Raw genomic sequence first — 22,621 nt, 5'->3', positions numbered from 1 at the left:
CCCTCCCCGCCCCCCCCCCCTGGGGGGGGCGGGGCAGGGAGGGGGGCGCCACACGGGGACTCTTTCCCTCGCGCGCCCATTCGATGCATCGTCACCAACCAGCACTTTTTCCTGGGCTACCCCTCTCCCTAGCCCTCCCCCACAAGGGGGGAGGGAACGCACCTCCCTCGGTGCGCTCGGCGAGGCTCAATCCGTCGAGCTCAGGAACGAGCCGGTTACTTCTCCGCCCGCTGCTGCTTTTTCACCAGCAACTGCCGCAGCGCCGTGACCTTTGCCGCCGCCTGATCCGGCGGCAGATCCGCCTTCACGACGGTTTCGGCCTCGGCCTGCTTTCCTTCCAGTCCCAGCACGAGCGCGAGATTGGCGCGCACGCGGGAATCAGCGGGATTGCGCTCGTGTGCCCGGCGCATCGTTTCCTCCGCCCGCGGCAGATTGTTCTGCAGCATGTAGGACAGTCCGAGATTGGACAGCACCGACGGCTCTTCGGGCACGATCTTCAGCGCGGCGGCGTAGTATTGCTGCGCCTCCTCGTTGCGGCCGAGCTGATCGAGCGCGGCGCCCTGCGCCGACAGGATATGCCAGTCGGGATCCTCGGGCGAATGCGCGCGACCCAAGACGTCGAACGCCTGCTGGAAACTGCCGCTGTCGGCGAGCGCGCGGCCATAGCCGGCGAGCAGCGCCTTGTTGCTGGAATGGGCGAGCACGGCCTGCTCCAGCACCGCGAGCGCCTGCGCGCGCTGGCCGGTCTGGCGCAACGCCTTGCCGTATTCGAGCGCGATGTTGGGATCGCCAGGCTTGGCGCGATAGCGCTCGCGCAGCGCGTCCATATCCGGCCTCACGTCCGGCTTGGCGTCGGCCCTGCCAGCCGTGTCCGACCTTCCGCCGAGCGCGCCGGTGATGTCCTCGATGCCGGTGGTCTGACAGCCGCCGAGGGCCAGGATCAGAAGCGCGGAAAACAGATATCTCGCCGGAAGGGAGGCGACGGACAAACGCTTGGACATACTCTGATCACTCGGCGACTGATCAGAGATGCTTACCGATTAACGCTAAAGTCCCGTTAAGGCGGGGCGCTTCCGAAAGCTTAGTCGGTGAATTCTGCGCCGAACTCGCAGCCGATGCGCCAGCGCAGGCGGCACTGGCGGGAATAGTCGGGCGCGAAGATGATGGTGAATTGCGGCGGCACCTCCAGAAATTCCGCCACGACTTTCACGCCGCCATCCGAAATATCCGTGATCGTGCAGTCCCGCGGCAGCGAACCCGCGCCAAAATGAATCTTGGCGAGCCGCGTGCACATCCGTCGTTCGCTTCTCCGGCGATTTGCAAGCATCTGAATTGTTCACCCGTTAGACCACGGCCCATCCCGCAGCCCTAGGAGTAGCGGACATTCGTTGGGATGTGCTGAGCGGAGCAGTTTGCATTCGAAGCGTAGTGTCTTCGTCGTGTTTACGATCGGTTAGGGCCTTGCAGGCCCCCTCGACACGTTCCCGTATTGTTCTTGCCAGAACTGGCCCGCTCTGCTACCCCTAATTGTGCAAAAGGGCAGGCTGGTTCGGGCATGGTTCAGCGGGTTTCTACCGTCGCCTTTGAGGGGATCGAGGCCCGCGCGGTCGACGTGCAGGTGCAGGTCGCGCCGGGTCTGCCGGCCTTCGCGATCGTCGGTCTCCCCGACAAGGCGGTGTCGGAAGCGCGCGAGCGGGTCCGCTCGGCGCTGATCGCCTCGGGACTGGCGCTGCCGGCGCGGCGGATCACCGTCAATCTCGCGCCCGCCGATCTGCCCAAGGAGGGCAGCCATTATGACCTGCCGATCGCGCTCGGTCTGATGGGGGCGATCGGCGCGATCCCTCCGGACGCGCTGACCGGCTTCACCGTCCTGGGCGAGCTTGGCCTCGACGGATCGATCGCACCGGTGGCCGGTGTTCTTCCCGCCGCGATCGGCGCCAATGTGCGCGAGGAGGGGCTGATCTGTCCGGCGGCTTGCGGATCGGAAGCGGCGTGGGCGAGCCCGGACATCCAGATCATCGCCGCGAGTTCGCTGATCCAGATCGCGAACCATTTCAAGGGAACGCAGGTGCTGTCGCGGCCCGTGCCGAAGGTGCATGAAGCAGCAAGCTCGCCGCTCGACCTGCGCGACATCAAGGGACAGGAGAGCGCCAAGCGGGCGCTCGAGATCGCGGCCGCCGGCGGTCATCACCTGCTCATGATCGGCGCGCCCGGCGCCGGCAAATCGATGCTGGCGGCACGCCTGCCCTCGATCCTGCCGCCGCTGTCACCGGGCGAGTTGCTCGAAGTCTCGATGATCGCCTCTGTTGCGGGCGAGATCGAGGGCGGCGCGCTGACGGCGCGACGGCCGTTTCGCTCGCCGCATCATTCCGCCAGCATGGCCGCGCTCACCGGCGGCGGCATGCGCGCACGGCCCGGCGAGATCTCGCTCGCGCATCAGGGCGTGCTGTTCCTCGACGAGCTCCCGGAATTCGATCCGCGCGTGCTGGATTCGCTGCGTCAGCCGCTGGAGAACGGGGAGGTCTCGGTGTCGCGCGCCAATCACCGCGTCACCTATCCCGCACGCTTCATGCTGGTCGCGGCGATGAATCCCTGCCGCTGCGGCAATGCGTTCGAACCCGGCTATGCCTGCAAGCGCGGCCGCGTCGATCGCTGCACCGGCGATTACCAGGCCCGCATCTCGGGACCACTGATGGACCGCATCGATTTGCGCATCGAGGTTCCCGCGGTGACCGCGGCCGATTTGATCCTGCCGCCGCCGGCAGAGGGCTCGGCCGAGGTTGCCGCGCGCGTCGCGGCGGCACGCGACATCCAGCTCGCGCGTTACGCGGCTGCCGGCCTGCCGAAGGTTCGCACCAATGCCGAAGCCCCGGCCTCGGTGCTGGAGGAGATCGCCAAGCCGGATGCGCAAGGCCAGAAGCTGCTGCGCGACGCCGCCGAGACCATGCGGCTGTCGGCGCGTGGCTATCACCGCGTGCTGCGGGTGGCGCGCACGCTGGCCGATCTCGACCACGCCGACAGGATCGGCCGGCTGCATCTCGCCGAGGCGCTGTCCTATCGCGCACTCGCGGAGGATGTGCGGCAGATCGCCTGATCATCCAGCGCATCAACCCGGCGGTAACGAGTTTCCTTTACGCTCTGCAAACCATAAGGCCCATCAGTTCGCGCCACGAGTTTCCCCAGGGCCCGGCGAGTAGCGTGTCATGTTGCGTTTCAAGATCCTGGCGTCGGTTATTCCCCTGTTGGCGGCCGCGGTGTTCGCGCGCAGCGAGATCGGATCGGTCTCGCATCCCTGCATCGCCCTCGGCGACACCTCGGTCGAGCTGACGTCGTTGTTCTGGACCGCCGGCGTGCATGTCGCCTTCACCGATGATCCCGCGCGCGCCACGGTGCGGGTTCAGATCACCGAGGATGCGGACGCTGCCGACTTCGCCGTCGTCGATGACGGCCTCGGTTCGGAATCGGAATCCTGCCAGGCCACTCCTTCGACCCGCCTGATCTCGATTGCGGCGCAGCCCGTCGACGGCGGTCAGGTGATCTATCTCTCCAGCGAGGGGCCGGCGGATTACCGCGTCTATGTGCGCTCGAAGACCTTCTCCCAGCGCGAGGCGGCGGCGCTGATCGTCGGCGCCCGCGGCGGCCACCGCCCTCTCCAGGCAGCCTCGCTTTGAGCCGTTAACGCTTCGTCAACCCTGTTTGGAGGCGATCGCAGGGCCTCAAACTGTTCGCAAGGTCGGCGGCACATCGTCGTTTACAGCGAGCACAGGTTTTTACGAAAAGAGTCGGGTCGGTGGCGATGGATCGGACGTTCCGGATCAAGGTGCGCATGCGCCGCTTCAGGCGACAGTACCCCCGAATCGCCTTTGCGATCCGCTCCATCATGATCTTCTCGGCGACCTTCGGCGGCGCCTATGGCTTTGTCTCCGGCAGCCGGTCCGAGACGTCCGGCTACGATCCCAATGCGTTTGCGATCGGCGTCAGCTTCCTGTTCGCGCTCGCCTGCCTCGGCCTCGCCACGCTCAGCATGCGCCTGCGCTTCGTCAACAAGCGGATGCGTGCGCTGGCCGCCCACAACGAAACGCTGATCGACCGCAATTGGGAGCTGAAGGAGGCCGAGGAGCGCGCTCGCAGCCTGTTCGAACAGCAGGGCGATCTGATCGTGCTGCGCGACACAAGCGGCCGCATCACCTTCGCCAACGACGCCTATTGCGCGCTTGCCGGACAGGCGCGCGGCGCGCTGGTCGGTACGCCCTTTGATTTCGACGTGCTGGAGCAGGGCGACAGCGCCCGCGAGAGCAACGGCACGCGCATTCACGACCAGAAGATCGCAACTCCGCTCGGTGCGCGCTGGATCGCCTGGCGCGAAGGCTATGTCCGACTCGACGCCGGCCAGCCCGCCGAATTGCAGAGCGTCGGACGCGACGTCACCGACCGCACCGAGACCGAGCGTGCGCTGTCCGACGCCCGCGATCAGGCCGACGCCGCCAACCGGGCCAAATCGCGCTTCCTGGCGATGGCCTCGCACGAGATCCGCACGCCGCTCAACGGCATCATCGGCATGGGCGGGCTGCTGCTCGACACCACGCTGACGCCGGAACAGTCGACCTACGCCAGGGCCGTGAAGACCTCCGGCGAAGCGCTGATGGCGTTGATCGAGGAGTTGCTCGACTATTCCAAGATCGAAGCCGGCAAGCTCGATCTCGAGCAGCGTCCCTTCGCCCTCTCAGGCCTGATCGAGGACATCACCGAGCTGCTCGCGCCCCGCGCGCAGGCGAAGCAGCTCGAGATCGCCGCCTATGTCGACGAGCGGCTGCCGCTCGAAGTGGTCGGCGATGCCGCGCGGCTGCGCCAGGTGCTGCTCAACCTCGCCGGCAACGCCATCAAATTCACTGTGAGCGGCGGCGTCGCGCTGATCGTCGAGCCCGGCATCTGGCCGAACGAGATCAGTTTTCTGGTGCGCGACACCGGCATCGGCATCGCAGCCGACGCGCAACAGCGCATTTTCCGCGAATTCGAGCAGGCCGACGAGCGCGTCGCCCGCAGCTATGGCGGCACCGGCCTCGGTCTCGCCATCAGCGAGCGCATCGTCAAGCGCATGGGCGGCCGCATCACGCTTACGAGCGAGCCGGGCAAGGGTTCGACCTTCGAGGTCGCGATCCCGTTGGCGTCATCCGCCGTCGATGCGGAACAGACGGCATTCCCGAGTCTCGATCTCACCGGCAAGTCGATCCTGCTGATTGCCGACGGCATCGAGGCCTCCCTGATCGCGCGGCGGCTGGAGCGCTGGGGCGGCCAGACCTGCATGGTGACGGACGCCGCGGTGGCGGAAGCGCTGCTGCCGGAACGCTCATGGCATTCGGTGCTGATCGATCGCGCGCTCGGCGCTGCCATCGCAGACCGCCTCGGCGAAGCCGCACGCAGCCATGCGACGCAACGCCTCGTGCTGCTGACGTCCGGCTCGCGCCACGAGAAACTCTCGCCGGCCTTCACCGGCTTCCTGGTAAAGCCGCTGCGCGCCGCCTCACTCGCCGCACGCCTCGCGCTGCCCCCGGAGGTCGCCTCGCCCGATCTCGCGCCGGAGCCATCGACCCCATCCACCGCCGCGGCACCGGCGAAAGGCCTGTCAATTCTCGTCGCCGAGGACAACGAGATCAACGCGTTGTTGATGCGCTCGCTGCTGACGAAACTCGGCCACCGTGTCGTTATCGCTGTCCATGGCGAGGCCGCGCTGGAATCCTGGCTCGGCGCGGCATCGGCCGGCACGCCCTATGATCTCGTGCTGATGGACATCCAGATGCCGCAGCTCGACGGCATCGAAACGACCAAACGCATCCGTGCGCATGAGGCAGCCAGAGGCGGCCACCACACGCCGATCCTCGCGCTCACCGCCAATACGCTGGTGGAAGATCGCTACGCCTGCTTTGAAGCGGGCATGAACGGGTTTCTGATCAAGCCGCTCGATCGCGAGAAGCTGGAAGAGGCGCTGGCCGGACTGGCGGCGGCGCGGCAGCTCGCGGTTTGATCCGGATTTCATAGGAACCCGATCTCGGCCGGCGATCGACAATTGAAATCGACCGCGTCGCGCGTCACCATCCTCTGGGGCATTTAAGCAGAGGATTTCGCATGAACGTGCTTTACCGCCTCGCCTTCGTGATCCTTCTCTGTGGTTCCATTCAAGCCACCGCGGCCGATAGCTCGCAACTGATCGCCTCGCTCAAGCAAGGCGGCTATGTGCTGGTGTTTCGCCACACCGCCACCGACGACAGCCAAAAGGATGTCTACCCTTTCAAGTTCGACGACATGAGCGCCCAGCGTCAGCTCAGTGAAAAGGGCCGCGACATGGCGGGCCAGATCGGGACGGCCATCAAGGGGCTCGCGATCCCGATCGGCGACGTCTACACCAGCAGGCTGAACCGCGCGATCGAGGCGGGCAAGCTCATCTCCGGCCGCGAGGTCAAGCCGGTCGATGCATTGACGGACAGCAGCAACGCGAGCGCGTCGGGCATGGCAAATCCGACGGGTGCCAATGCAAAGGCCGGCCAGGCGGTGCGGCAGCTCGTCGATGCGCCGCCCAAGGCCGGCACCAACACCTTCCTGGTCACCCACAAGACCAACATCGCCGATGCCTTCGGGAAGGATGCCGGGGACGTTCAGGAAGGCGAAGCTTTCGTCTACAAGGCCGGCAGCTCGGGTCCCGCAACCTTTGCAGGACGCATCAAGCTCGCCGACTGGACCGCGAAAGCAGACAAGTGACGGCCCGGACTTCAGGTCCGGATCATGCTCTGGCAACGGAAGGGTTGGCGAACACGTGAGAACATCGGAAGACCGCTCATTCCTCATCTTGCTTGCCGCGATCTCGCTTGCCTTCGGGTGGGTGCTTTGGCCATTCTCCGGCGCGTTGTTGTGGGCCACGCTTCTGGCGATCATCTTCGCACCACTCTATCGACGCGCCCTGGAGACCCTTCCGGGGAAGCGCAACCTTGCCGCATCATTCACAGTCGTCGTCGTGATCGTCATGGTCCTCATTCCCGTGGCGGTCGTCATCGCCTCGCTCGTCGACCAGGGTGGGGAGCTGTACCAGCGCGCTCAGAGCGGGGAGATCAGTTTCGCCCATCCCCTGCAGCAGCTGAAATCCGCGCTGCCCGCCTGGGCCGCTTCCCTGTCGGATCGCCTGGCCGGCATCGATTTCTCGGCCCTGAAGGAACGTCTGTCGAGTCTGGTCGTCCCTGCCGGCCAACAACTGGCGGGGCACGCCATCAACATCGGTCAGTTGACGCTGGAGTTCGTCGCAAGCTTGCTCGTGATGTTGTACCTGCTGTTCTTCCTGCTCCGCGATGGTGACGAGCTCAACGCACGGATCCGCGACGCACTCCCGCTGCGGCCGAGCCACACCACCGAGATTCTGAATGCGTTCACCCTCGCGGTTCGTGGGACGATCAAGGGGATCGTTCTCGTTGCCTTGATTCAGGGTGCGCTTGGCGGGCTGATCTTCTGGCTGCTCGGCTTGACCGCGCCGCTGCTCGCGGGCGCCCTGATGGCGCTGCTCTCGCTCCTGCCCGTGCTCGGCTCCGCCCTGGTTTGGGTTCCGGTCGCACTCTATCTGCTGGTGGCAGGCTCAGTCACGAAAGGGATCATCCTGCTCGCTTTCGGGACCTTCGTGATCGGTCTTGCGGACAATTTTCTCCGCCCGATCCTGGTCGGCCAGTCGATCCAAATGCCGAGCTATGTCGTGCTGCTCGCCACCTTGGGCGGCCTTGCGGCTTTCGGAGCGAACGGATTCGTCATCGGCCCGCTCATAGCCGCGATGTTTCTCACGGCGTGGCACATCTTCATCGGCTCAAAAGCGCGACAGGAGGTCCGGAAATGACCGCCCTGTCGAGTCACGACCCGGCGGTCAGCCGAGCGCCGAATCCGGCCGACGCCGAGCGGTAGGCGGCATAAGCCAGAAAACGCGGTGCGGAGAGCTTGTCCGGCGGCACTTGCTTGCTCTTGAAAATGGAATCCGCCTGGGCCGCGCGCTTGCAATGCGGACACACGAAAAGATGCGCGATGATCGGGGTTGGCTCGTCCGCCAGCAGCTCGGAACGGAACCACTTCATCTCGATAAGGCAGTCCGGGCATATCGGTGCTTCGAGATGCTCGGCAGCGCTTCTGAGACGATCAACCATGGTGCCCGTGTGCGTTTCCGAAAGCCATAGCCAAATACCCCTCGCCGGTCTGCAACAAAAGATACTCAGCCCGAAATTTAACAAGGGCTGCGTTCATCAAGGCTGTTACAGCCGCCTGAGCGCCACGCTTGCCACGGTGTGGTCGGCGCCTTTCTTCAGGATCAGGGTCGCGCGGGGGCGGGTCGGCAGGATGTTGTCCTCGAGATTGGCGAGGTTGGTGCGTTCCCAGATCGCGATCGCGGTGGCGGTGGCCTCCTCGTCCGACAACAGCGCGTAGCGGTTGAAGTAGGATTTGGGATTGGTGAACGCCGTGTCGCGCAGCGACAGGAAGCGCCTGATGTACCACTGCCGCAGCGCGGCCTCGTCGGCGTCGATATAGACCGAGAAATCGAAGAAGTCGGACACCACGGGCACGGCCTTGCCGTCGCGCGGCAGCTTGCCGGTCTGCAGCACGTTGACGCCCTCGACGATCAGGATGTCGGGCTGGTCGATCTCGGCCCACTGGTTCGGCACGATGTCGTAAGTCAAATGCGAATAGACCGGCGCGCGCACATGGCGGCGGCCGGCCTTGATGTCGGAGAGGAAGCTCAGCAGCAGCGGCAGGTCGTAGCTCTCCGGAAAGCCCTTCTTCTGCATGATGCCCTGCCGTTCCAGCACGGCGTTGGGATACAGAAATCCGTCGGTGGTGATCAGCTCGACCTTGGGACGCGGCGACCAGCGCGCCAGTAGCGCCTGAAGCACGCGGGCCGTGGTGGATTTTCCAACCGCGACCGAACCGGCGACGCCGATGATGTAGGGCATCTTGCGGTCGCGGATGTTGAGGAACTGGCGCTCCGCATAATAAAGCCGCTGCATCGCATCGACATAGATCGACAGCAGGCGCGACAGCGGCAGGTAGATGTCCTCGACCTCCTGCAAGTCGAGGCGGTCGTGCAGCGAGCGCAGCCGGTCGAATTCGCCCGGCTCCAGCGTCATCGGCGTGTCGTCGCGCAGTCGCGACCACTCCTCGCGCGTATAGACGCGGTACGGATTATATTGCTGCTCGGGTGCGCGGATATCCATGACGCGATTCTCCACCTCGGCTAGCTGCCGCCCTTGCGCGACGCCTTTTCTTCCAACCCTGACATATTGGTCCGCTTGTCCAATGCGGCCTCGACCTCTTCCAGCTTTACGCCGCGGGCCTTGAGCAGCACAAGGAAATGATAGAGCAGGTCGGCGCCTTCGGCGATCAGATGCGCGCGATCGTTTTCGACTGCTGCGATTACGGTTTCGACTGCCTCCTCACCGAACTTCTTGGCGCAATGTTCGGCGCCCTTGTCGAGGAGCTTGCGGGTATAGGACGCCTCGCCACCCGCCGCCGCGCGGGCGTCGATGGTCTCGGCGAGATCGTGGATCGTGAAACGCGGCATACAAAATACTCGGATTGGCCGGTTATCTGGCGGGACAAGCCGGTTCTCGCCGATGATGTAGCATTTTTAGGAACGGGAGTCGTCAGGCATCGAGGCGCATGGGCAGCCCGCGCCGGGACATGTGCTCCTTGGCTTCGCGGATGGTGAATTCCCCGAAATGGAAGATCGAGGCGGCCAGCACGGCGGTGGCGTGGCCGTCGCGAATACCATCGACAAGGTGGTCGAGATTGCCGACGCCGCCCGAGGCGATCACGGGAACGGGAATGCTGTCGGCGATCGCCCGGGTCAGCGGGATGTCGAAACCCTGCCTCGTGCCGTCGCGGTCCATCGAGGTGAGCAGGATTTCACCGGCGCCGAGCGAGACCACCTCCTGGGCATATTCGATGGCGTCGATGCCGGTCGAGTTGCGACCGCCATGGGTGAAGATCTCCCAGCGCTCGCCGCCACCGGCGCGCTTGACCCGCTTGGCGTCGATCGCGACCACCACGCACTGCCCGCCGAATTTCTCGGCGGCTTCCTTGACGAACTCACGCCGCGACACCGCGGCGCTGTTGATCGAGACCTTGTCGGCGCCGGCGCGCAGCAGCGTCTTGATGTCGTTGACCTCACGCACGCCGCCGCCGACGGTCACGGGCATGAAGCAGGCTTCCGCCGTGCGCCGGACCACATCCAGCATGATGCCGCGGTTCTCATGGGTCGCGGTGATGTCGAGGAAGGTGAGCTCGTCGGCACCGGCGGCGTCATAGGCGATCGCCGCTTCGACGGGATCGCCGGCATCGCGCAAATCGACGAAGTTGACGCCCTTGACGACGCGGCCGTCCTTGACGTCCAGGCAGGGGATCACGCGCACCTTGAACATCGGATGTCTCCTAGGCCGCGGCGCGGATCAGGGTGAGGGCGGCTGCGGGATCGAGCCGGCCATCGTAAAGCGCGCGGCCGGCGATCGCGCCAGCGAGCTTTTTCGCGCGCGGCGTCAGCATCGCCTTGACGTCCTCGATCGAGGCGAGGCCGCCGGAGGCGATGACGGGGATGGATATGGCGTCGGCCAGCGCAATGGTCGCATCGAGATTCAGGCCCTTGAGCAGGCCGTCGCGCGCAATGTCGGTGAAGATGATGGCGGCGACCCCGGCATCCTCGAAACGCCGTGCGATCTCCAGCACCGTCACCTGCGAGGTCTCGGCCCAGCCTTCGACCGCGACCTTGCCGTCGCGCGCGTCGAGCCCGACCGCGACGCGACCGGGGAAGTTTTTGGCGGCAGCCTTCACCAATTCGGGGTCACGCACCGCGGCGGTGCCGATGATGACACGGGTGATGCCCTTGTCGAGCCAGGCTTCGACAGTCGCGAGATCGCGAATGCCGCCACCGAGCTGCACTGGAATCGTGATCGTCTTCAGCATCGCCTCGACGGCCTGCGCGTTCACCGGCTTGCCGGCAAACGCGCCGTCGAGATCGACGACGTGGAGATACTCGAAGCCCTGCGCGACGAAGCTCTCCGCCTGCGCGGCGGGATTGAGATTGAACACGGTCGCGCGCGCCATGTCGCCCTGCTCGAGGCGCACGCATTGGCCGTTCTTGAGGTCGATCGCGGGAAAGAGAATCACGGTTTCCATCGCAAAAAGTTCGAGATCAGAGCCAGCCCAAAACGCTGGCTCTTCTCGGGGTGAAACTGCGTCCCGATGGCGGTGTCCTTGCCGACGATCGCGGTGATAGGCCCGCCGTAATCGGCGCGCGCGAGCACGTCCGCCTCGTTGGCGGCGTTGAGGTGGTAGGAGTGCACGAAATAGGCGTGCTGGCCCTTGGGGCCGAGCGGCAGCCTGTCCAGCACCGGATGCTCGCGCAGCACATCGAGCGTATTCCAGCCCATGTGCGGAATCTTGAGGCTCTCGTCCCGCGGCGTGATCTTCTCGACGTCGCCGCCGATCCAGTTCAGGCCTTGCGTGATGACATGCTCCTTGCCGCGGGTGGCGAACAGCTGCATGCCGACGCAGATGCCGAACATCGGCCGCGCCTTGACGCGCACCGCTTCGGTGATCGCCTCGACCATGCCGTTGACGGCATCGAGCCCACGCCGGCAATCGGCGAAGGCGCCGACGCCCGGCAGCACCAGACGGTCGGCGCTGTAGGCCTGGTCCGGATCGCTGGTGACGAACACCTTTTGCGGGTTGTCCATGCTGCGCGCGGCGCGCTCGAACGCCTTGGCGGCCGAATGCAGATTGCCGGAACCGTAATCGATGATGGCGACGCTCATCTTGACCCTCCCGGTTCTGGAAACAAACCAATGATGCCGCCCGCCGGCATCGGCGGCGGGTTGGAGAATTGCTGACCCGGCACGTTGCGGGTCGGCGGCGGGCCGCCGCGATCGACGGCCCATTGATCGTTGACGATGCCGCGCTGCTTCTGGCTCCAGCGCTCGAAGAAGCGGCGCTCGGCGGTGTCCTCGTCGTCGGAAATCACCACGTCGAGCTGCCGCCATTTACCGCGCGAGAGCGTCCAACGGCGCAGGCTGGAGGCCTCGAATCCCATCAGCAGCGCGACGATGATGTCGGCGAAGAAGATCGACGAACGGCCGAGTCCGAGGCTGGACAGCCCGACGTTGAACGCGGCAACGAAGATCACCCAGCCGATCAGCGCCAGCCATAGCCGATTCCACAGCAGCCAGAGCGGGCCGAAGATCATCGCCCAGAAATGGAAGCCGTCGCGCACGAAGACGAACTTGTCGGTCGCGCGCAGATCGGCTCCGGCAGGGGAGGGAGCATGAACTGTGTAGACGGACATGACGATGCCCCGTTCCCAAGAATTCAGTGATACCGCAAGCGGCGCGGGCCGCGGGCCGAAAGATGTCAGCCGCCGAGCGAGCCCTTGGTGGACGGGATCTCGCCCACAGCCTTCGGATCGATCGCGACCGCCGTGCGCAGCGCCCGTGCCAGACCCTTGAAGCAGGACTCGGCGATATGGTGGCTGTTATCGCCATATAGGGTCTCGACGTGAAGAGTCACGCCGGCGTTCATGGCAAAGGCCTGGAACCACTCGCGCACCAGCTCGGTGTCGAACTCGCCGATCTTGTCGCGGGGGAAGTCGACCTTGAACACCAGGACCGGGCGGCCCGAGATGTCGATGACCACGCGCGACAGCGTCTCGTCCATGGGCATGTGCACGCCGGCATAGCGGGTGATGCCCGCCATGTTGCCGAGCGCCTGCTTGACGGCCTGACCGAGCGCGATGCCGGTGTCTTCGGTGGTATGGTGATGATCAATGTGCAAATCGCCGACCGCCTTGACCGTGAGGTCGATGCGGGAATGGCGGGCGAGGAGATCGAGCATATGGTCGAAAAAGCCGATGCCGGTCGCGATATTGGACACGCCGGAGCCATCGAGGTTCACGGTGACCTCGATGTCGGTTTCCTTGGTCTTGCGCTTGATCGTCGCGGTGCGCATCAAAATACGCTTCCATCCTAGTTCGGGGCCGAAAACGCCGGTCTTTTAACAGCCAAATGAAGCCTTCGCTACTGCGGGAACGGCTGGCCGGGCCTCTACTTCTGCCTATGGTGAGCGAATTGGGCCCGGAGCGGCCCGTTGTGCCCCCGCTCCCGACCGCCTAAATCAGCCCGGACAACGAGGATCATTCATGCAGGACTCCCCAAACAGCTCGCCGGTCTGGCACGGCACCACGATTTTGACGGTCCGGAAGGGCGGCACGGTGGTGGTCGGCGGCGACGGCCAGGTCTCGATCGGTCAGACCGTGATCAAGCACAACGCCAGGAAGGTCCGGAAACTCGGCAAGGGCGACGTCATCGGCGGCTTTGCCGGCGCCACGGCCGACGCCTTCACGCTGTTCGAGCGTTTGGAAGCCAAGCTCGAGCAATATCCGGGGCAATTGACCCGGGCCGCCGTCGAGCTCGCCAAGGACTGGCGCACCGACCGTTATTTGCGACGGCTGGAGGCCATGATGATCGTCGCCGACAAGGACGTCTCCCTGGTGCTGACAGGCACAGGCGACGTGCTGGAGCCCGAAGCCGGCGTCATGGCGATCGGCTCCGGCGGGAATTACGCGCTGGCGGCCGCCCGTGCCCTGCTCGACACCGACAAGGACGCGGAGACCATCGTCCGCCGCTCCCTCGACATCGCCGCCGACATCTGCGTCTACACCAACCGCAATGTCACCGTCGAAGCGCTGGCGGCCGGGTAGGGCTTGTGGCTGGACAGCGGACCTCCGGACTGGCCGTAACCTCTCCCGCTTGCGGGAGAGGTCGCGCCGAAGGCGCGGGTGAGGGTTCTGTCCTCTTGGGGGCTGTCCCATTGCGGACGCACCCTCTCCCGCAGGCGGGAGAGGGAGTGCACCACCGCCTTGGCCGCTAGATGACCCCCGCCTACACCTTCCGTGCGATGACCGCGGCCGACCTGCCGCTGATCCGGCGGTGGCTGGGCGAAGCACATGTGCGGGAATGGTGGGGCGATCCGGACGAGCAGTTCGCGCTCGTGAGCGGCGATCTTGGTGAGCCGGCAATGGACCAGTTCATCGTGTTGGCCGACGACAAGCCGTTCGGCTATCTTCAATGCTACCGCCTGACCGCCTGGAATACGGGTCTTGGGCCGCAACCGGAGGGCACGCGTGGCATCGATCAATTCATCGGCGAAAGCGACATGATCGGGCGCGGGCACGGTTCGGTATTCATCCGCCAATTCGCCGACGCGCAGTTGCGGCAGGGCCTGCCGCGCATCGTCACTGATCCCGATCCGCTCAACGCGCGCGCCGTGCGTGCCTATGAGAAGGCCGGCTTTGTCCGGGAACGCATGGTCGAGACGCCCGACGGGCCGGCACTCCTGATGGTGCGCGAGCCATGACGCTGGCAACCACGCATGAGAGCAAGGCCGCGTTTCCACCGCTCGCCTGGGTCGGCATCGCGCTGCTGCTGCTGGCGATGCAGGCCTCGATCCTGCTGGCGATGGGCCGGGTGCCGATCTGCACCTGCGGCTATGTCAAGCTATGGCATGGCGTGGTGAACAGCTCGGAGAATTCGCAGCACATCGCCGACTGGTACACCTTCTCGCACATCCTGCACGGCTTCCTGTTCTATGGACTGACCTGGCTGCTGTTCGCGCGGCTGCCGTTCCTGTCTCTGTCGTGGCCGGCGCGCCTGATCATCGCCATGCTGATCGAGGGTGCCTGGGAGATCGTCGAGAACTCGCCGTTCATCATCGAACGCTACCGCGCCGGCACGATCTCGCTGGATTATTTCGGCGACAGCATCGTCAATTCGGTTTCTGACAATCTGTCCATGGTGCTGGGCTTCCTCGCCGCGCGCCTGCTGCCTGTTCCAGTGACAGTCCTGCTCGGGCTCGCCTTCGAAATCATGCTGGCGCTCCATATTCGCGACAATCTGACGCTCAATATCCTGATGCTGATCCATCCGGTCGAGGCCGTGAAACAATGGCAATCGGGTCCGCCGATCATCTGACGGCAAAAAAGCGGCTTGTCCCGCCCCGCATCTGATCCTAGCTAAGGTCCCATGACAGACTTTTCTCCCCGCGAAATCGTTTCCGAACTCGACCGTTTCATCGTCGGCCAGGCCGATGCCAAGCGCGCCGTCTCGATCGCGCTGCGCAACCGCTGGCGGCGGCAGCAGCTCGAAGGCTCCTTGCGCGAAGAGGTGCTGCCGAAGAACATTTTGATGATCGGCCCGACCGGCGTCGGCAAGACCGAGATCGCGCGGCGGCTCGCCAAGCTTGCCAATGCGCCGTTCCTGAAGGTGGAGGCGACGAAATTCACCGAGGTCGGCTATGTTGGCCGCGACGTCGAGCAGATCGTGCGCGATCTCGTCGAGGTCGCAATCGCCCAGGTCCGCGAGCGCAAGCGCAAGGACGTGCAGGCACGTGCGCAGCTCGCCGCCGAGGAGCGCGTGCTCGACGCGCTGGTCGGCGCCAATTCCAGCGCGGCGACGCGGGACTCCTTCCGCAAGAAGCTGCGCGCGGGCGAGCTCAACGACAAGGAAATCGAGATCGAGACGCAAGGCGGCGGCAGCGGCTTTCCGATGTTCGAGATCCCGGGCATGCCCGGCGCGCAGATGGGCGCGGTTTCGATCGGCGACATCTTCGGCAAGCTGGGCGGACGCAGCAAGACGCGGCGGCTGACGGTGGAGAGCTCGCACGAGATCCTCATCAACGAGGAATCCGACAAGCTGCTCGACAGCGATCAGTTGACCCTGGAGGCGATCAGCGCGGTCGAGAACAACGGCATCGTGTTCCTGGACGAGATCGACAAGATCTGCGCCCGCGAAGGCCGCGCCGGCGGCGACGTCTCGCGCGAGGGCGTGCAGCGCGACCTGCTGCCGCTGATCGAGGGCACCACCGTCTCGACCAAGCACGGCGCGGTGAAGACCGACCACATCCTGTTCATTGCCTCAGGCGCCTTCCACGTCGCAAAACCGTCCGACCTTTTGCCGGAACTGCAGGGCCGCCTGCCGATCCGCGTCGAGCTGCAGGCGCTGACCCGCGATGACATGCGCCGCATCCTGACCGAGCCCGAGGCCTCGCTGATCAAGCAATATGTCGCGTTGATGCAGACCGAGGGCGTCACGCTCGACATCACCGACAACGCCATCGACGCGCTGGCGGATGTCGCGGTGGCCGTGAATTCCACCGTCGAGAACATCGGCGCGCGGCGTTTGCAGACCGTGATGGAGCGGGTGCTGGACGAGATCTCCTTCACCGCCCCCGACCGCAGCGGCGAGACCGTCAGGGTCGACGCGGATTTCGTCCAGAAGCACGTCGGCGACCTCGCCAAGAACGCGGATCTGAGCCGGTTCATTTTGTAAATCCGGGCGGCCGCGCTATGGATGCGGCGTGACCGCGCGCATCCTGCAAAACCCCTGGCGTCTCCTGCTCGCGGTCAACGCGGCAGTCATCGTCGGCGTCTTCGTCCACAAGATCCAGCTGCCGCCTTACGTCCCCTACATCCACCTCCTCGTCGACTATCATTTCGGCTTCATCAAGCGCGCGCTGATCGGGGCGATCGTCGCGCTGTTCACCGACAGGGTGCCGCTATGGCTGGTGTTCGCGCTCGGCGGCGCGACATGGCTGGTGACGCTCGGTCTTTATGTAAGACTGTTCGAGAGGACGTTCGGCTTCACCGCGAAGACATTGCCGACGTTCGTCTTCATCGCGGGCTCGCCGTTCTTCCTCAAGAACTTCATGCACACGCTCGGTCATTTCGACATCTATGGCTGCGCGCTGACGATCATCCTGCTGCTCGTGCCGCCCGGCTCGCTGCTGTTCGTGGCGCTGGCTGCGCTGTTCTCGATCGTTCTCGTCCTGATCCACCACATCCATCTCCTGATGTATGTGCCGACCATCCTCACCATCGTCGTGATCAGGCACTATCTGACGCGCGGCTGCAATCGCACCAATGTCGCGTTCGGCATCATCGCCTTGCTGGCCGTCTCCACCCTGTTCTTCGCCGCGCAATTTTGGGGAACGATGCCGATCCCGGAGGCGGATTTCGTTGCCTATCTGAAGAGCCGGATGGCCGATCCGTCGCGAACCGACCTGCTGCAGTTCGCCTACATCTGGTATCAGCCGCTGGCGAAGGAGATTTCTGACACCTGGGGCCGCCTGCCGCACAACATCCTCGGCGTGCCCGTGTTCGCGCTGCTGATCTGGCTGCACACACCGCTGTGGCGCTATTTTGCGAATTTGATCGGCGCGCTCGCCAACGACACGCATCGCCGTCTCGTGGTCGCGGCGCTGATCGGCATCAGCCTCGCCTGTCTCGTGATGTTCGCGATGGTGTTCGACTATTCGCGCTGGATCTCGAACTGGGCGGTCTGCATGTTCCTGATCCTGCACGCGGTGAAGATGCTGCCCGCCGCTCGCGAGACGCCGCTGATTCCGGCGGAAGATCAGAAGACAAATATCTTTGGCCTGATCGTCACCTTGATCCCGCGCGTCGGAATCGTGCGGCCGTTTTAGAAGATCGGCTCCCTCTCCCACTTGCGGGAGAGGTTGCAGCAAGCCCGCGGTTAATATCTCGCCCGCCTGATCCGCACGTAAAGCGCGCCCTCGCCGCCATGGCCGATGCCGGCTTCTTCGAATCCCACGACGAAGGCGCGGAATTCCGGCAGGCTCAGCCATTCCGGCACCTGGCGGCGCAGCACGCCGCTTTCGCCGCCGCTCCGACCCTTGCCGGTGATGACGAGCACGAAGGTCAGGCCGTCATGATGGGCGCGGTGCAGGAAGCCGCTCAGCGCGCGATGGGCGCGCATCTGGGTCATGCCGTGCAGATCGAGCCGCGCCTCGATCTCGCTGCGCCCGCGCGACAGCTTTGTGCGCTCACGTTTGCCGAGCGGCGCTAACGGCGGCACCGCCGGCTTCGACGCACGCGGTGGCGGCGCAGCGGCAATCGGACGTGGCGACGGCGCAAGCCGCGTGGCGGGCGCTGCGGGAAAAGGCTCGGTGCGCGGCGCGGCCTGTGCCTTGGCGACACGATGCTTCCTCAGCGGCTTGACCTGCTTTGCGACCGTGTCCCACAGCGCGCGCTCTTCCTCGCTCAGCGCGCGACGGCGCGGCGAGGGACGAGGCTCCAGCACGGGCGGACGGGACGATCGCTTCATTGCTGCCGATGGGAACGATTTTTCACCGGCCGCCGCGGCTCCTGAACGGGCTCGATCACGGGACGCGGCACCGGCAGCGGGACTGGACCGGCGACAGCGACCGTCTCGCTCTTGCTTTGCGCCACGGCTGCCGCCGGCTTGTCCTTCGCAGGCTCGGTTTGCGGAAACAGCTTTGCGATCTTCTCCGACGGCCGCGGGTCCGGCACCGGCAGCCGCGCGGCACGCGCCGTGGGATCGAGGCCCTTCGGCACCAACATCACGAAATGCATGGCATGGCGCAGCCGCCCGGAGACGCGGCCGGCATCCGCGCCCGCGCCGAAATAGAGATCGGCGCGCGCGGGCCCGATGATGGCCGAGCCGGTATCCTGCGCGATCATCAAGCGATGGAACGGCGTCTTCGACCGATCGGAATCGATCGGCAGCTCGCCTTCGATGAAAAACGGCGTGCCGTAAACGTGAAGCGATTTGTCCACCGCGATCGAGCGGCCGGCCGTCAGCGGAATACCCTGCGCGCCGACCGCCTCCTCCTTGTCCGACAGATTGACCTCGCGGAAGAAGATGTAGGAGCGGTTCTGGCGCCGCAGCTCCCTGGCGCCGTCAGGTGTCTGCGCCATCCACTCCCTGATCTTCTGCATCGACATCTCTTCCTTCGGAATGATGCCGCGCTCGATCAGGATGCGACCGACCGCTGTATAGGGATAGCCGTTATAGGCGTCGTAGTTGAGCCGGACCGTGCCGCCGTCGTCGAACTTGATCCGCGCCGAGCCCTGGATCTGGGCGAACAGCAGATCGGTCGGGTCCTTCAGCCAGGCAATCTCGAGTCCGCGGCCGGCGATCTTGCCGTCCTCGATCTCGGCGCGGTCGTAATAGGGCACGAGCTTGCGGCGACCGATCTTGCGATAGACCGGGCCCTTGTTGGGCAGGCTGACCGAATCCTGCTTGTAGCCGCGCACGAACAGATTCGAGGGGCGGCGATAGACCGGGACGTTGTAGACCTCGGTCTGCGTGCGCGATCCCTCCAGCACCGGCTCGTAATAGCCGGTGACGAAACCGTCGGGCTCGCCGAGGCGAGAGATCCGCAGCGGCGCAAAATTTTCCTCGAAGAAAGTTTTGGCCCTGGCGTCGTCGGTAAGCTCGAGCGACTTGGCGACCCGGCAGGGTTCGCCCAGCGAGGCGCCTAAAGCCTTGGGTTCAGGAGCGCCGGTCTGCGCGCTGATCGGACGGCAGCTTGCGCGAAAGGTCTTGTAGGCCGCGAGATGATTGTCGTCGCCCCAGCCCTTCACATCGGCCCAGGCCAGCGGCAGATATTGCGCGCCGGGAATTTCCAGCGGCAGAGGAAGCTGCGGATACGGCAAGGCGCGCGACGGCGCTGCAGGCAATTCCGGGAGATGATGGTGATGGCTGCGATAGTGGCGCCGCGCCGCCTCGGCCCCGAGTGAAAACGACGACAGCGCGACGGCACCTGCGCAAAGCGCCGTCGCGCTGGTCTTCAGGAAAGCCTTAATTCGCGCTTCCGGTGCCAACCAGCTTCCAGTTCGGATCGCGAGAGGTGATGTCGCGGGCGAAAGTCCAGATGTCGGTGATGTCGGCGACCGTGTCGGCGCTGCCGTCGACGATGTTGCCGGCCTTGTCTCGGGTGGCCGAGATCATCTGCGAGACAAAGCGGATCGTGAGCTGGGCGGTGCGGTCGCGCAGCTCGGCGCCGACGAGCTCGGCCTTGTCGATCGAGACAAAGCGCGTCTCGGTCTTCTGCTCGTTCTTCTCGCGCTCCTTGATCGCGGCATCGAAGCTTTCATAGACCTCCGACGACAGCAGGTCGCGCAGCGCGCGGCGGTCGCCATTGGCAAAGGCCAGCACGATCATCTCATAGGCGCCGCGAGCGCCGGAGATGAAATGGCGCGGATCGAAGGTGGAATCCTTTTCGACGATGGCGTCGAGACCCTGGGCGAGCACGGTGCCCGGCTCGGTCAGGCCCTTCCAGCGGTCGGAGGGCGGGGCCGGCTCGGCCGTCGGCGCCAAGGGGGCCTGGTCGATGACCTTGCCCGGCATGGTGACGACGTTCTTGTCCTGGGCACCCTGGAGCGCGTTGCGGTCGAACGGCGGCCGCTCGTTGCCGGTGCGCTGCCCCAGCACGCTGCGCAGCCTCAGAAAAATGAAGACTGCCAGCGCCAGGAAGATGATGGTGTAGATGTCCACGTCGTATTCGCTTTCTGGTCGTCTGTAGAAGGGGCCGTCTCGAAGGGGTCGTGCCGGGAAAATCGATCCGGCCAGTAGACCGTTCCATACCGGAACGGCAAGTCTACATCACCATTTTGGGTCCGCGCGTCAGGTCCGTGGGATGTAGGCACGAAATCTTGCCCGGCCAATGGCGCCTTTTGGCACAGCACCGAGTGTAGCGCGTTTTATGCTTAAGGGGAAACCCGATCCTGGCCGGAAATCGCGCATCTTCAATCGTTTAAGGTGCCGTTGCGCTGGATCGGCGGGGTGAACGCCACAGTTGTGGTCGTGGCCGGAATTCTCCATCCGGGACCGTTCGTCCTTGTGGAACGAGGTAGCCCTATGTTAGCCAACCGCCGCGAAATTCAGCCCCAATCGGGTAAGGAGACACTCTTATGACCAACGGTAACGGCACCCCTCCCGAGGCGGCCCAGGCTCCCCAGCTCAACGTCCTGGCGCAATATACCAAGGACCTCTCGTTCGAAAATCCGAACGCGCCCAGCTCGCTCCAGCAGCAGAGCCAGCCGCCCCAGATCAACATCCAGATCAATGTCAGCGCCAACAACCTCAGCGAACAGGAGTTCGAGGTAACGCTGTCGGTCGAGGGCAAAGCCGAGACCGCCGGCAAGATCATGTTCTCGTTCGAGCTCGCTTATGCCGGCGTGTTCCGCATCTCCAACGTGCCGAAGGACAATTTGCATCCGCTGGTCATGATCGAATGCCCGCGCCTGCTGTTCCCGTTCGCCCGTGAGATCATCGCCACTGCCGTACGCGACGGCGGGTTCCCGCCTTTGATGCTCGACCCGGTCGACTTCGTGGGGCTCTATCGTCAGAACATGGAGCGGCAAATGGCCGCTCAGCCGAGCGGCCAGGCTTAACCAGCCGAAGGGGCGGCTGGAGCGGGCAAGAACTCGTTCCAGATCGCCTTGTCGCCGAGCGTTGCGATGAAGGCCCGGTGGGCCTCGCGCTCGGCGTCTGAAATCCGCGGCGTGAGCGGCGCCGGCCGCTGCCGCCGCGGCGCATCGGCAGCTCCATTGGCACGAGTTTCCTCGGATTCCGAAGCCAGCAGCAGCTGCGATTGCCGCGCCCCGACCAGATCCACATAGACTTCCGCAAGCAACTCGGCGTCGAGCAATGCGCCGTGCTTGGTGCGGCGTGAATTGTCGATCGCATAGCGCGAGCAGAGATCGTCGAGCCGGTTCGAGACGCCGGGATGCTTGCGCCGTGCCAGCAGCAGCGTATCGACCAGCCGCTCACGCGGGATTCCCGGGCGCTTGATCCGGTCGAGCTCGGCATTGATGAAGCTGATATCGAACGAGGCATTGTGGATCACCAGCGGCGCGTCGCCGATGAACTCCAGAAAATCGTCGACGACCTCGTGAAACAGCTGCTTCGTCGCCAGAAACTCGGCCGACAGCCCGTGCACCGCAAAGGCTTCCGCCGGCATGTCCCTTTCGGGATTGATGTAGACGTGGAAACTCTGTCCCGTCGGCATGCGATTGAGCATCTCGACGCAGCCGATTTCGACCAGGCGGTCTCCCCGCAGCGGGTCGAGGCCGGTGGTTTCGGTGTCGAGAACGATTTCGCGCATGATCCAAGAAGCCGTGTCAGGCGGCGAATCAGGCGCGCCGCTGCGGCATCTTAACGACCTCGGCCAGGATGTGCGCGATTTGGGCGCGCACCGGCTCGAGTCCATGCGACGTATCCACCACGAAATCAGCACGCTTGCGCTTTTCCGCGTCGGGGGTCTGCTTGGCGATGATGGCGTCGAGCTTGGCCTCGTCCATCGTGCCGCGCGCCAGCACCCGCTCGCGCTGCAGTTCCGGAGACGTCGTCACGACGACCACGGCATCGACCCGCGTCTGGCCGCCCGTCTCGAACAGCAGTGGAATGTCCAGCACCACCACTGGCGCGTTGGCGGCTTCTGCGTCGGCGAAGAATTTTTTCCGGGAAGCGCCGAGCATCGGATGGACGATCTGCTCGAGCTGCTTGATGGCGGCAGCATCGTGCACCACACGCGCCGACAGTTTTGGCCGATCGACCTTGCCGTTGGCGGTGGTGCCGGGGAAGGCGGCCTCGATCGCGGGCGCAGCCTCGCCCTCATAGAGCTGATGGACGGCGGCATCGGCATCGTAGACAGGGACGCCGGCCTCCGCGAATAATTTCGCGGTGGTGGATTTGCCCATCCCGATCGAGCCGGTCAGTCCCAGGATTCGCATCAG

The 22,621-nt window shown here is 64.9% G+C and carries 26 protein-coding genes; 11 read left to right on the top strand and 15 right to left on the bottom strand.

Annotation, left to right across the window (positions count from 1 at the left end; genetic code table 11):
- Nucleotides 1-215 precede the first annotated feature (215 nt).
- Both AC0L2J_RS26655 and AC0L2J_RS26650 read right to left on the bottom strand, forming a co-directional pair.
- A complete protein-coding gene (locus tag AC0L2J_RS26655; protein WP_473395009.1) occupies nucleotides 216-1,001 on the bottom strand; it encodes a tetratricopeptide repeat protein in 786 nt (261 codons plus the stop codon).
- 80 nt (nucleotides 1,002-1,081) lie between these two features.
- The gene (locus AC0L2J_RS26650) at nucleotides 1,082-1,327 is read right to left on the bottom strand and encodes a PilZ domain-containing protein (RefSeq protein WP_007598461.1); all 246 of its coding nucleotides are present in this window, start codon (nucleotides 1,325-1,327) and stop codon (nucleotides 1,082-1,084) included.
- Nucleotides 1,328-1,555: 228 nt separating this feature from the next.
- On the opposite strand from AC0L2J_RS26650, the gene AC0L2J_RS26645 reads away from it, so the two are divergent.
- The 5 genes from AC0L2J_RS26645 (at nucleotide 1,556) to AC0L2J_RS26625 (ending at nucleotide 7,867) form a co-directional block, all read left to right on the top strand.
- Nucleotides 1,556-3,094: a YifB family Mg chelatase-like AAA ATPase gene (locus AC0L2J_RS26645; protein ID WP_473395008.1), complete on the top strand. Its 1,539-nt coding sequence runs from the start codon at nucleotides 1,556-1,558 to the stop codon at nucleotides 3,092-3,094.
- A gap of 109 nt (nucleotides 3,095-3,203) precedes the next feature.
- Nucleotides 3,204-3,671 (top strand): hypothetical protein, encoded by a 468-nt coding sequence (locus AC0L2J_RS26640; protein WP_473395007.1) that lies wholly within the window; start codon nucleotides 3,204-3,206, stop codon nucleotides 3,669-3,671.
- A 125-nt stretch (nucleotides 3,672-3,796) separates the two neighbouring features.
- A complete protein-coding gene (locus AC0L2J_RS26635; protein ID WP_473395010.1) occupies nucleotides 3,797-6,022 on the top strand; it encodes an ATP-binding protein in 2,226 nt (741 codons plus the stop codon).
- 101 nt (nucleotides 6,023-6,123) lie between these two features.
- Nucleotides 6,124-6,753, top strand: coding sequence for a histidine phosphatase family protein (locus tag AC0L2J_RS26630; protein WP_473248875.1), 630 nt, complete (start codon nucleotides 6,124-6,126; stop codon nucleotides 6,751-6,753).
- Between the two features lie 55 nt (nucleotides 6,754-6,808).
- Nucleotides 6,809-7,867, top strand: coding sequence for an AI-2E family transporter (locus AC0L2J_RS26625; protein ID WP_063992232.1), 1,059 nt, complete (start codon nucleotides 6,809-6,811; stop codon nucleotides 7,865-7,867).
- Nucleotides 7,868-7,880: 13 nt separating this feature from the next.
- Here the strand turns inward: AC0L2J_RS26625 and AC0L2J_RS26620 are convergent, their stop codons facing one another.
- The 8 genes from AC0L2J_RS26620 to hisB form a co-directional block, all read right to left on the bottom strand.
- Nucleotides 7,881-8,168 carry a hypothetical protein gene (locus AC0L2J_RS26620; RefSeq protein WP_007604054.1) on the bottom strand — a complete coding sequence of 96 codons (288 nt, stop codon included), beginning with the start codon at nucleotides 8,166-8,168 and terminating at the stop codon, nucleotides 7,881-7,883.
- 105 nt (nucleotides 8,169-8,273) lie between these two features.
- Nucleotides 8,274-9,230 carry a type I pantothenate kinase gene (gene coaA, locus AC0L2J_RS26615; protein ID WP_007598451.1) on the bottom strand — a complete coding sequence of 319 codons (957 nt, stop codon included), beginning with the start codon at nucleotides 9,228-9,230 and terminating at the stop codon, nucleotides 8,274-8,276.
- 20 nt (nucleotides 9,231-9,250) lie between these two features.
- Complete coding sequence (locus AC0L2J_RS26610) at nucleotides 9,251-9,577, bottom strand: phosphoribosyl-ATP diphosphatase (RefSeq protein ID WP_007598445.1); 327 nt, start codon at nucleotides 9,575-9,577, stop codon at nucleotides 9,251-9,253.
- 82 nt (nucleotides 9,578-9,659) lie between these two features.
- Entirely contained in the window at nucleotides 9,660-10,436 is a 777-nt protein-coding gene (gene hisF / locus AC0L2J_RS26605) for an imidazole glycerol phosphate synthase subunit HisF (RefSeq protein WP_007604055.1), read from the bottom strand.
- Between the two features lie 10 nt (nucleotides 10,437-10,446).
- Nucleotides 10,447-11,187: a 1-(5-phosphoribosyl)-5-[(5-phosphoribosylamino)methylideneamino]imidazole-4-carboxamide isomerase gene (gene hisA, locus AC0L2J_RS26600; protein ID WP_007604056.1), complete on the bottom strand. Its 741-nt coding sequence runs from the start codon at nucleotides 11,185-11,187 to the stop codon at nucleotides 10,447-10,449.
- Nucleotides 11,175-11,825, bottom strand: coding sequence for an imidazole glycerol phosphate synthase subunit HisH (gene hisH, locus AC0L2J_RS26595; RefSeq protein WP_007604057.1), 651 nt, complete (start codon nucleotides 11,823-11,825; stop codon nucleotides 11,175-11,177). Before hisH ends, hisA begins: the two co-directional genes overlap by 13 nt.
- Nucleotides 11,822-12,352 (bottom strand): DUF2628 domain-containing protein, encoded by a 531-nt coding sequence (locus AC0L2J_RS26590; protein WP_007604058.1) that lies wholly within the window; start codon nucleotides 12,350-12,352, stop codon nucleotides 11,822-11,824. Before AC0L2J_RS26590 ends, hisH begins: the two co-directional genes overlap by 4 nt.
- Before the next feature lie 65 nt (nucleotides 12,353-12,417).
- A complete protein-coding gene (gene hisB / locus AC0L2J_RS26585; protein ID WP_007604059.1) occupies nucleotides 12,418-13,011 on the bottom strand; it encodes an imidazoleglycerol-phosphate dehydratase HisB in 594 nt (197 codons plus the stop codon).
- Nucleotides 13,012-13,201: 190 nt separating this feature from the next.
- On the opposite strand from hisB, the gene hslV reads away from it, so the two are divergent.
- From hslV to AC0L2J_RS26560, 5 genes are all read left to right on the top strand, one after another.
- Complete coding sequence (gene hslV, locus AC0L2J_RS26580) at nucleotides 13,202-13,762, top strand: ATP-dependent protease subunit HslV (RefSeq protein WP_007604060.1); 561 nt, start codon at nucleotides 13,202-13,204, stop codon at nucleotides 13,760-13,762.
- Nucleotides 13,763-13,932: 170 nt separating this feature from the next.
- A complete protein-coding gene (locus AC0L2J_RS26575; protein ID WP_473395005.1) occupies nucleotides 13,933-14,418 on the top strand; it encodes a GNAT family N-acetyltransferase in 486 nt (161 codons plus the stop codon).
- Entirely contained in the window at nucleotides 14,415-15,032 is a 618-nt protein-coding gene (locus tag AC0L2J_RS26570; protein WP_473395004.1) for a DUF2585 domain-containing protein, read from the top strand. The genes AC0L2J_RS26575 and AC0L2J_RS26570 overlap by 4 nt, the downstream gene beginning before the upstream one ends.
- A 51-nt stretch (nucleotides 15,033-15,083) precedes the next feature.
- Nucleotides 15,084-16,388: an ATP-dependent protease ATPase subunit HslU gene (gene hslU, locus AC0L2J_RS26565; protein ID WP_027566241.1), complete on the top strand. Its 1,305-nt coding sequence runs from the start codon at nucleotides 15,084-15,086 to the stop codon at nucleotides 16,386-16,388.
- Nucleotides 16,389-16,416: 28 nt separating this feature from the next.
- Nucleotides 16,417-17,541 (top strand): hypothetical protein, encoded by a 1,125-nt coding sequence (locus AC0L2J_RS26560; RefSeq protein WP_473395003.1) that lies wholly within the window; start codon nucleotides 16,417-16,419, stop codon nucleotides 17,539-17,541.
- 50 nt (nucleotides 17,542-17,591) lie between these two features.
- On the opposite strand, the gene AC0L2J_RS26555 is transcribed toward AC0L2J_RS26560, so the two are convergent.
- From AC0L2J_RS26555 to AC0L2J_RS26545, 3 genes are read right to left on the bottom strand one after another with little or no spacing between them, the layout of a single operon-like run.
- On the bottom strand, nucleotides 17,592-18,182 hold the full coding sequence (locus tag AC0L2J_RS26555) for a Smr/MutS family protein (protein WP_473395002.1): 591 nt from the start codon (nucleotides 18,180-18,182) through the stop codon (nucleotides 17,592-17,594).
- On the bottom strand, nucleotides 18,179-19,705 hold the full coding sequence (gene mltA, locus AC0L2J_RS26550; protein ID WP_473395001.1) for a murein transglycosylase A: 1,527 nt from the start codon (nucleotides 19,703-19,705) through the stop codon (nucleotides 18,179-18,181). Before mltA ends, AC0L2J_RS26555 begins: the two co-directional genes overlap by 4 nt.
- Entirely contained in the window at nucleotides 19,683-20,378 is a 696-nt protein-coding gene (locus AC0L2J_RS26545) for a Tim44/TimA family putative adaptor protein (RefSeq protein WP_219681899.1), read from the bottom strand. The genes mltA and AC0L2J_RS26545 overlap by 23 nt, the downstream gene beginning before the upstream one ends.
- 416 nt (nucleotides 20,379-20,794) lie before the next feature.
- On the opposite strand from AC0L2J_RS26545, the gene secB reads away from it, so the two are divergent.
- Nucleotides 20,795-21,277 carry a protein-export chaperone SecB gene (gene secB, locus AC0L2J_RS26540; RefSeq protein ID WP_007598595.1) on the top strand — a complete coding sequence of 161 codons (483 nt, stop codon included), beginning with the start codon at nucleotides 20,795-20,797 and terminating at the stop codon, nucleotides 21,275-21,277.
- Here secB and dnaQ read toward each other — a convergent pair.
- A complete protein-coding gene (gene dnaQ, locus AC0L2J_RS26535; RefSeq protein WP_007604068.1) occupies nucleotides 21,274-21,990 on the bottom strand; it encodes a DNA polymerase III subunit epsilon in 717 nt (238 codons plus the stop codon). The genes secB and dnaQ overlap by 4 nt on opposite strands.
- 28 nt (nucleotides 21,991-22,018) lie before the next feature.
- Nucleotides 22,019-22,618, bottom strand: a complete 600-nt coding sequence (gene coaE, locus AC0L2J_RS26530) for a dephospho-CoA kinase (protein ID WP_473395000.1) — start codon at nucleotides 22,616-22,618, stop codon at nucleotides 22,019-22,021.
- Between the last annotated feature and the right edge of the window lie 3 nt (nucleotides 22,619-22,621).

Source organism: Bradyrhizobium sp. MV1.5 (assembly GCF_055807615.1).
The sequence above is the reverse complement of the archived record's forward strand: the minus strand, read 5'-3'. Positions and strand labels throughout refer to the sequence as shown.

Coding starts and splice junctions, on each gene's coding strand:
- AC0L2J_RS26655 (WP_473395009.1), bottom strand. CDS start 1,001: ATGTCCAAGCGTTTGTCCGTCGCCTCCCTTCCGGCGAGATATCTGTTT.
- AC0L2J_RS26650 (WP_007598461.1), bottom strand. CDS start 1,327: ATGCTTGCAAATCGCCGGAGAAGCGAACGACGGATGTGCACGCGGCTC.
- AC0L2J_RS26645 (WP_473395008.1), top strand. CDS start 1,556: ATGGTTCAGCGGGTTTCTACCGTCGCCTTTGAGGGGATCGAGGCCCGC.
- AC0L2J_RS26640 (WP_473395007.1), top strand. CDS start 3,204: ATGTTGCGTTTCAAGATCCTGGCGTCGGTTATTCCCCTGTTGGCGGCC.
- AC0L2J_RS26635 (WP_473395010.1), top strand. CDS start 3,797: ATGGATCGGACGTTCCGGATCAAGGTGCGCATGCGCCGCTTCAGGCGA.
- AC0L2J_RS26630 (WP_473248875.1), top strand. CDS start 6,124: ATGAACGTGCTTTACCGCCTCGCCTTCGTGATCCTTCTCTGTGGTTCC.
- AC0L2J_RS26620 (WP_007604054.1), bottom strand. CDS start 8,168: ATGGTTGATCGTCTCAGAAGCGCTGCCGAGCATCTCGAAGCACCGATA.
- coaA (WP_007598451.1), bottom strand. CDS start 9,230: ATGGATATCCGCGCACCCGAGCAGCAATATAATCCGTACCGCGTCTAT.
- AC0L2J_RS26610 (WP_007598445.1), bottom strand. CDS start 9,577: ATGCCGCGTTTCACGATCCACGATCTCGCCGAGACCATCGACGCCCGC.
- hisF (WP_007604055.1), bottom strand. CDS start 10,436: ATGTTCAAGGTGCGCGTGATCCCCTGCCTGGACGTCAAGGACGGCCGC.
- hisA (WP_007604056.1), bottom strand. CDS start 11,187: ATGGAAACCGTGATTCTCTTTCCCGCGATCGACCTCAAGAACGGCCAA.
- hisH (WP_007604057.1), bottom strand. CDS start 11,825: ATGAGCGTCGCCATCATCGATTACGGTTCCGGCAATCTGCATTCGGCC.
- AC0L2J_RS26590 (WP_007604058.1), bottom strand. CDS start 12,352: ATGTCCGTCTACACAGTTCATGCTCCCTCCCCTGCCGGAGCCGATCTG.
- hisB (WP_007604059.1), bottom strand. CDS start 13,011: ATGCGCACCGCGACGATCAAGCGCAAGACCAAGGAAACCGACATCGAG.
- hslV (WP_007604060.1), top strand. CDS start 13,202: ATGCAGGACTCCCCAAACAGCTCGCCGGTCTGGCACGGCACCACGATT.
- AC0L2J_RS26575 (WP_473395005.1), top strand. CDS start 13,933: ATGACCCCCGCCTACACCTTCCGTGCGATGACCGCGGCCGACCTGCCG.
- AC0L2J_RS26570 (WP_473395004.1), top strand. CDS start 14,415: ATGACGCTGGCAACCACGCATGAGAGCAAGGCCGCGTTTCCACCGCTC.
- hslU (WP_027566241.1), top strand. CDS start 15,084: ATGACAGACTTTTCTCCCCGCGAAATCGTTTCCGAACTCGACCGTTTC.
- AC0L2J_RS26555 (WP_473395002.1), bottom strand. CDS start 18,182: ATGAAGCGATCGTCCCGTCCGCCCGTGCTGGAGCCTCGTCCCTCGCCG.
- secB (WP_007598595.1), top strand. CDS start 20,795: ATGACCAACGGTAACGGCACCCCTCCCGAGGCGGCCCAGGCTCCCCAG.
- dnaQ (WP_007604068.1), bottom strand. CDS start 21,990: ATGCGCGAAATCGTTCTCGACACCGAAACCACCGGCCTCGACCCGCTG.
- coaE (WP_473395000.1), bottom strand. CDS start 22,618: ATGCGAATCCTGGGACTGACCGGCTCGATCGGGATGGGCAAATCCACC.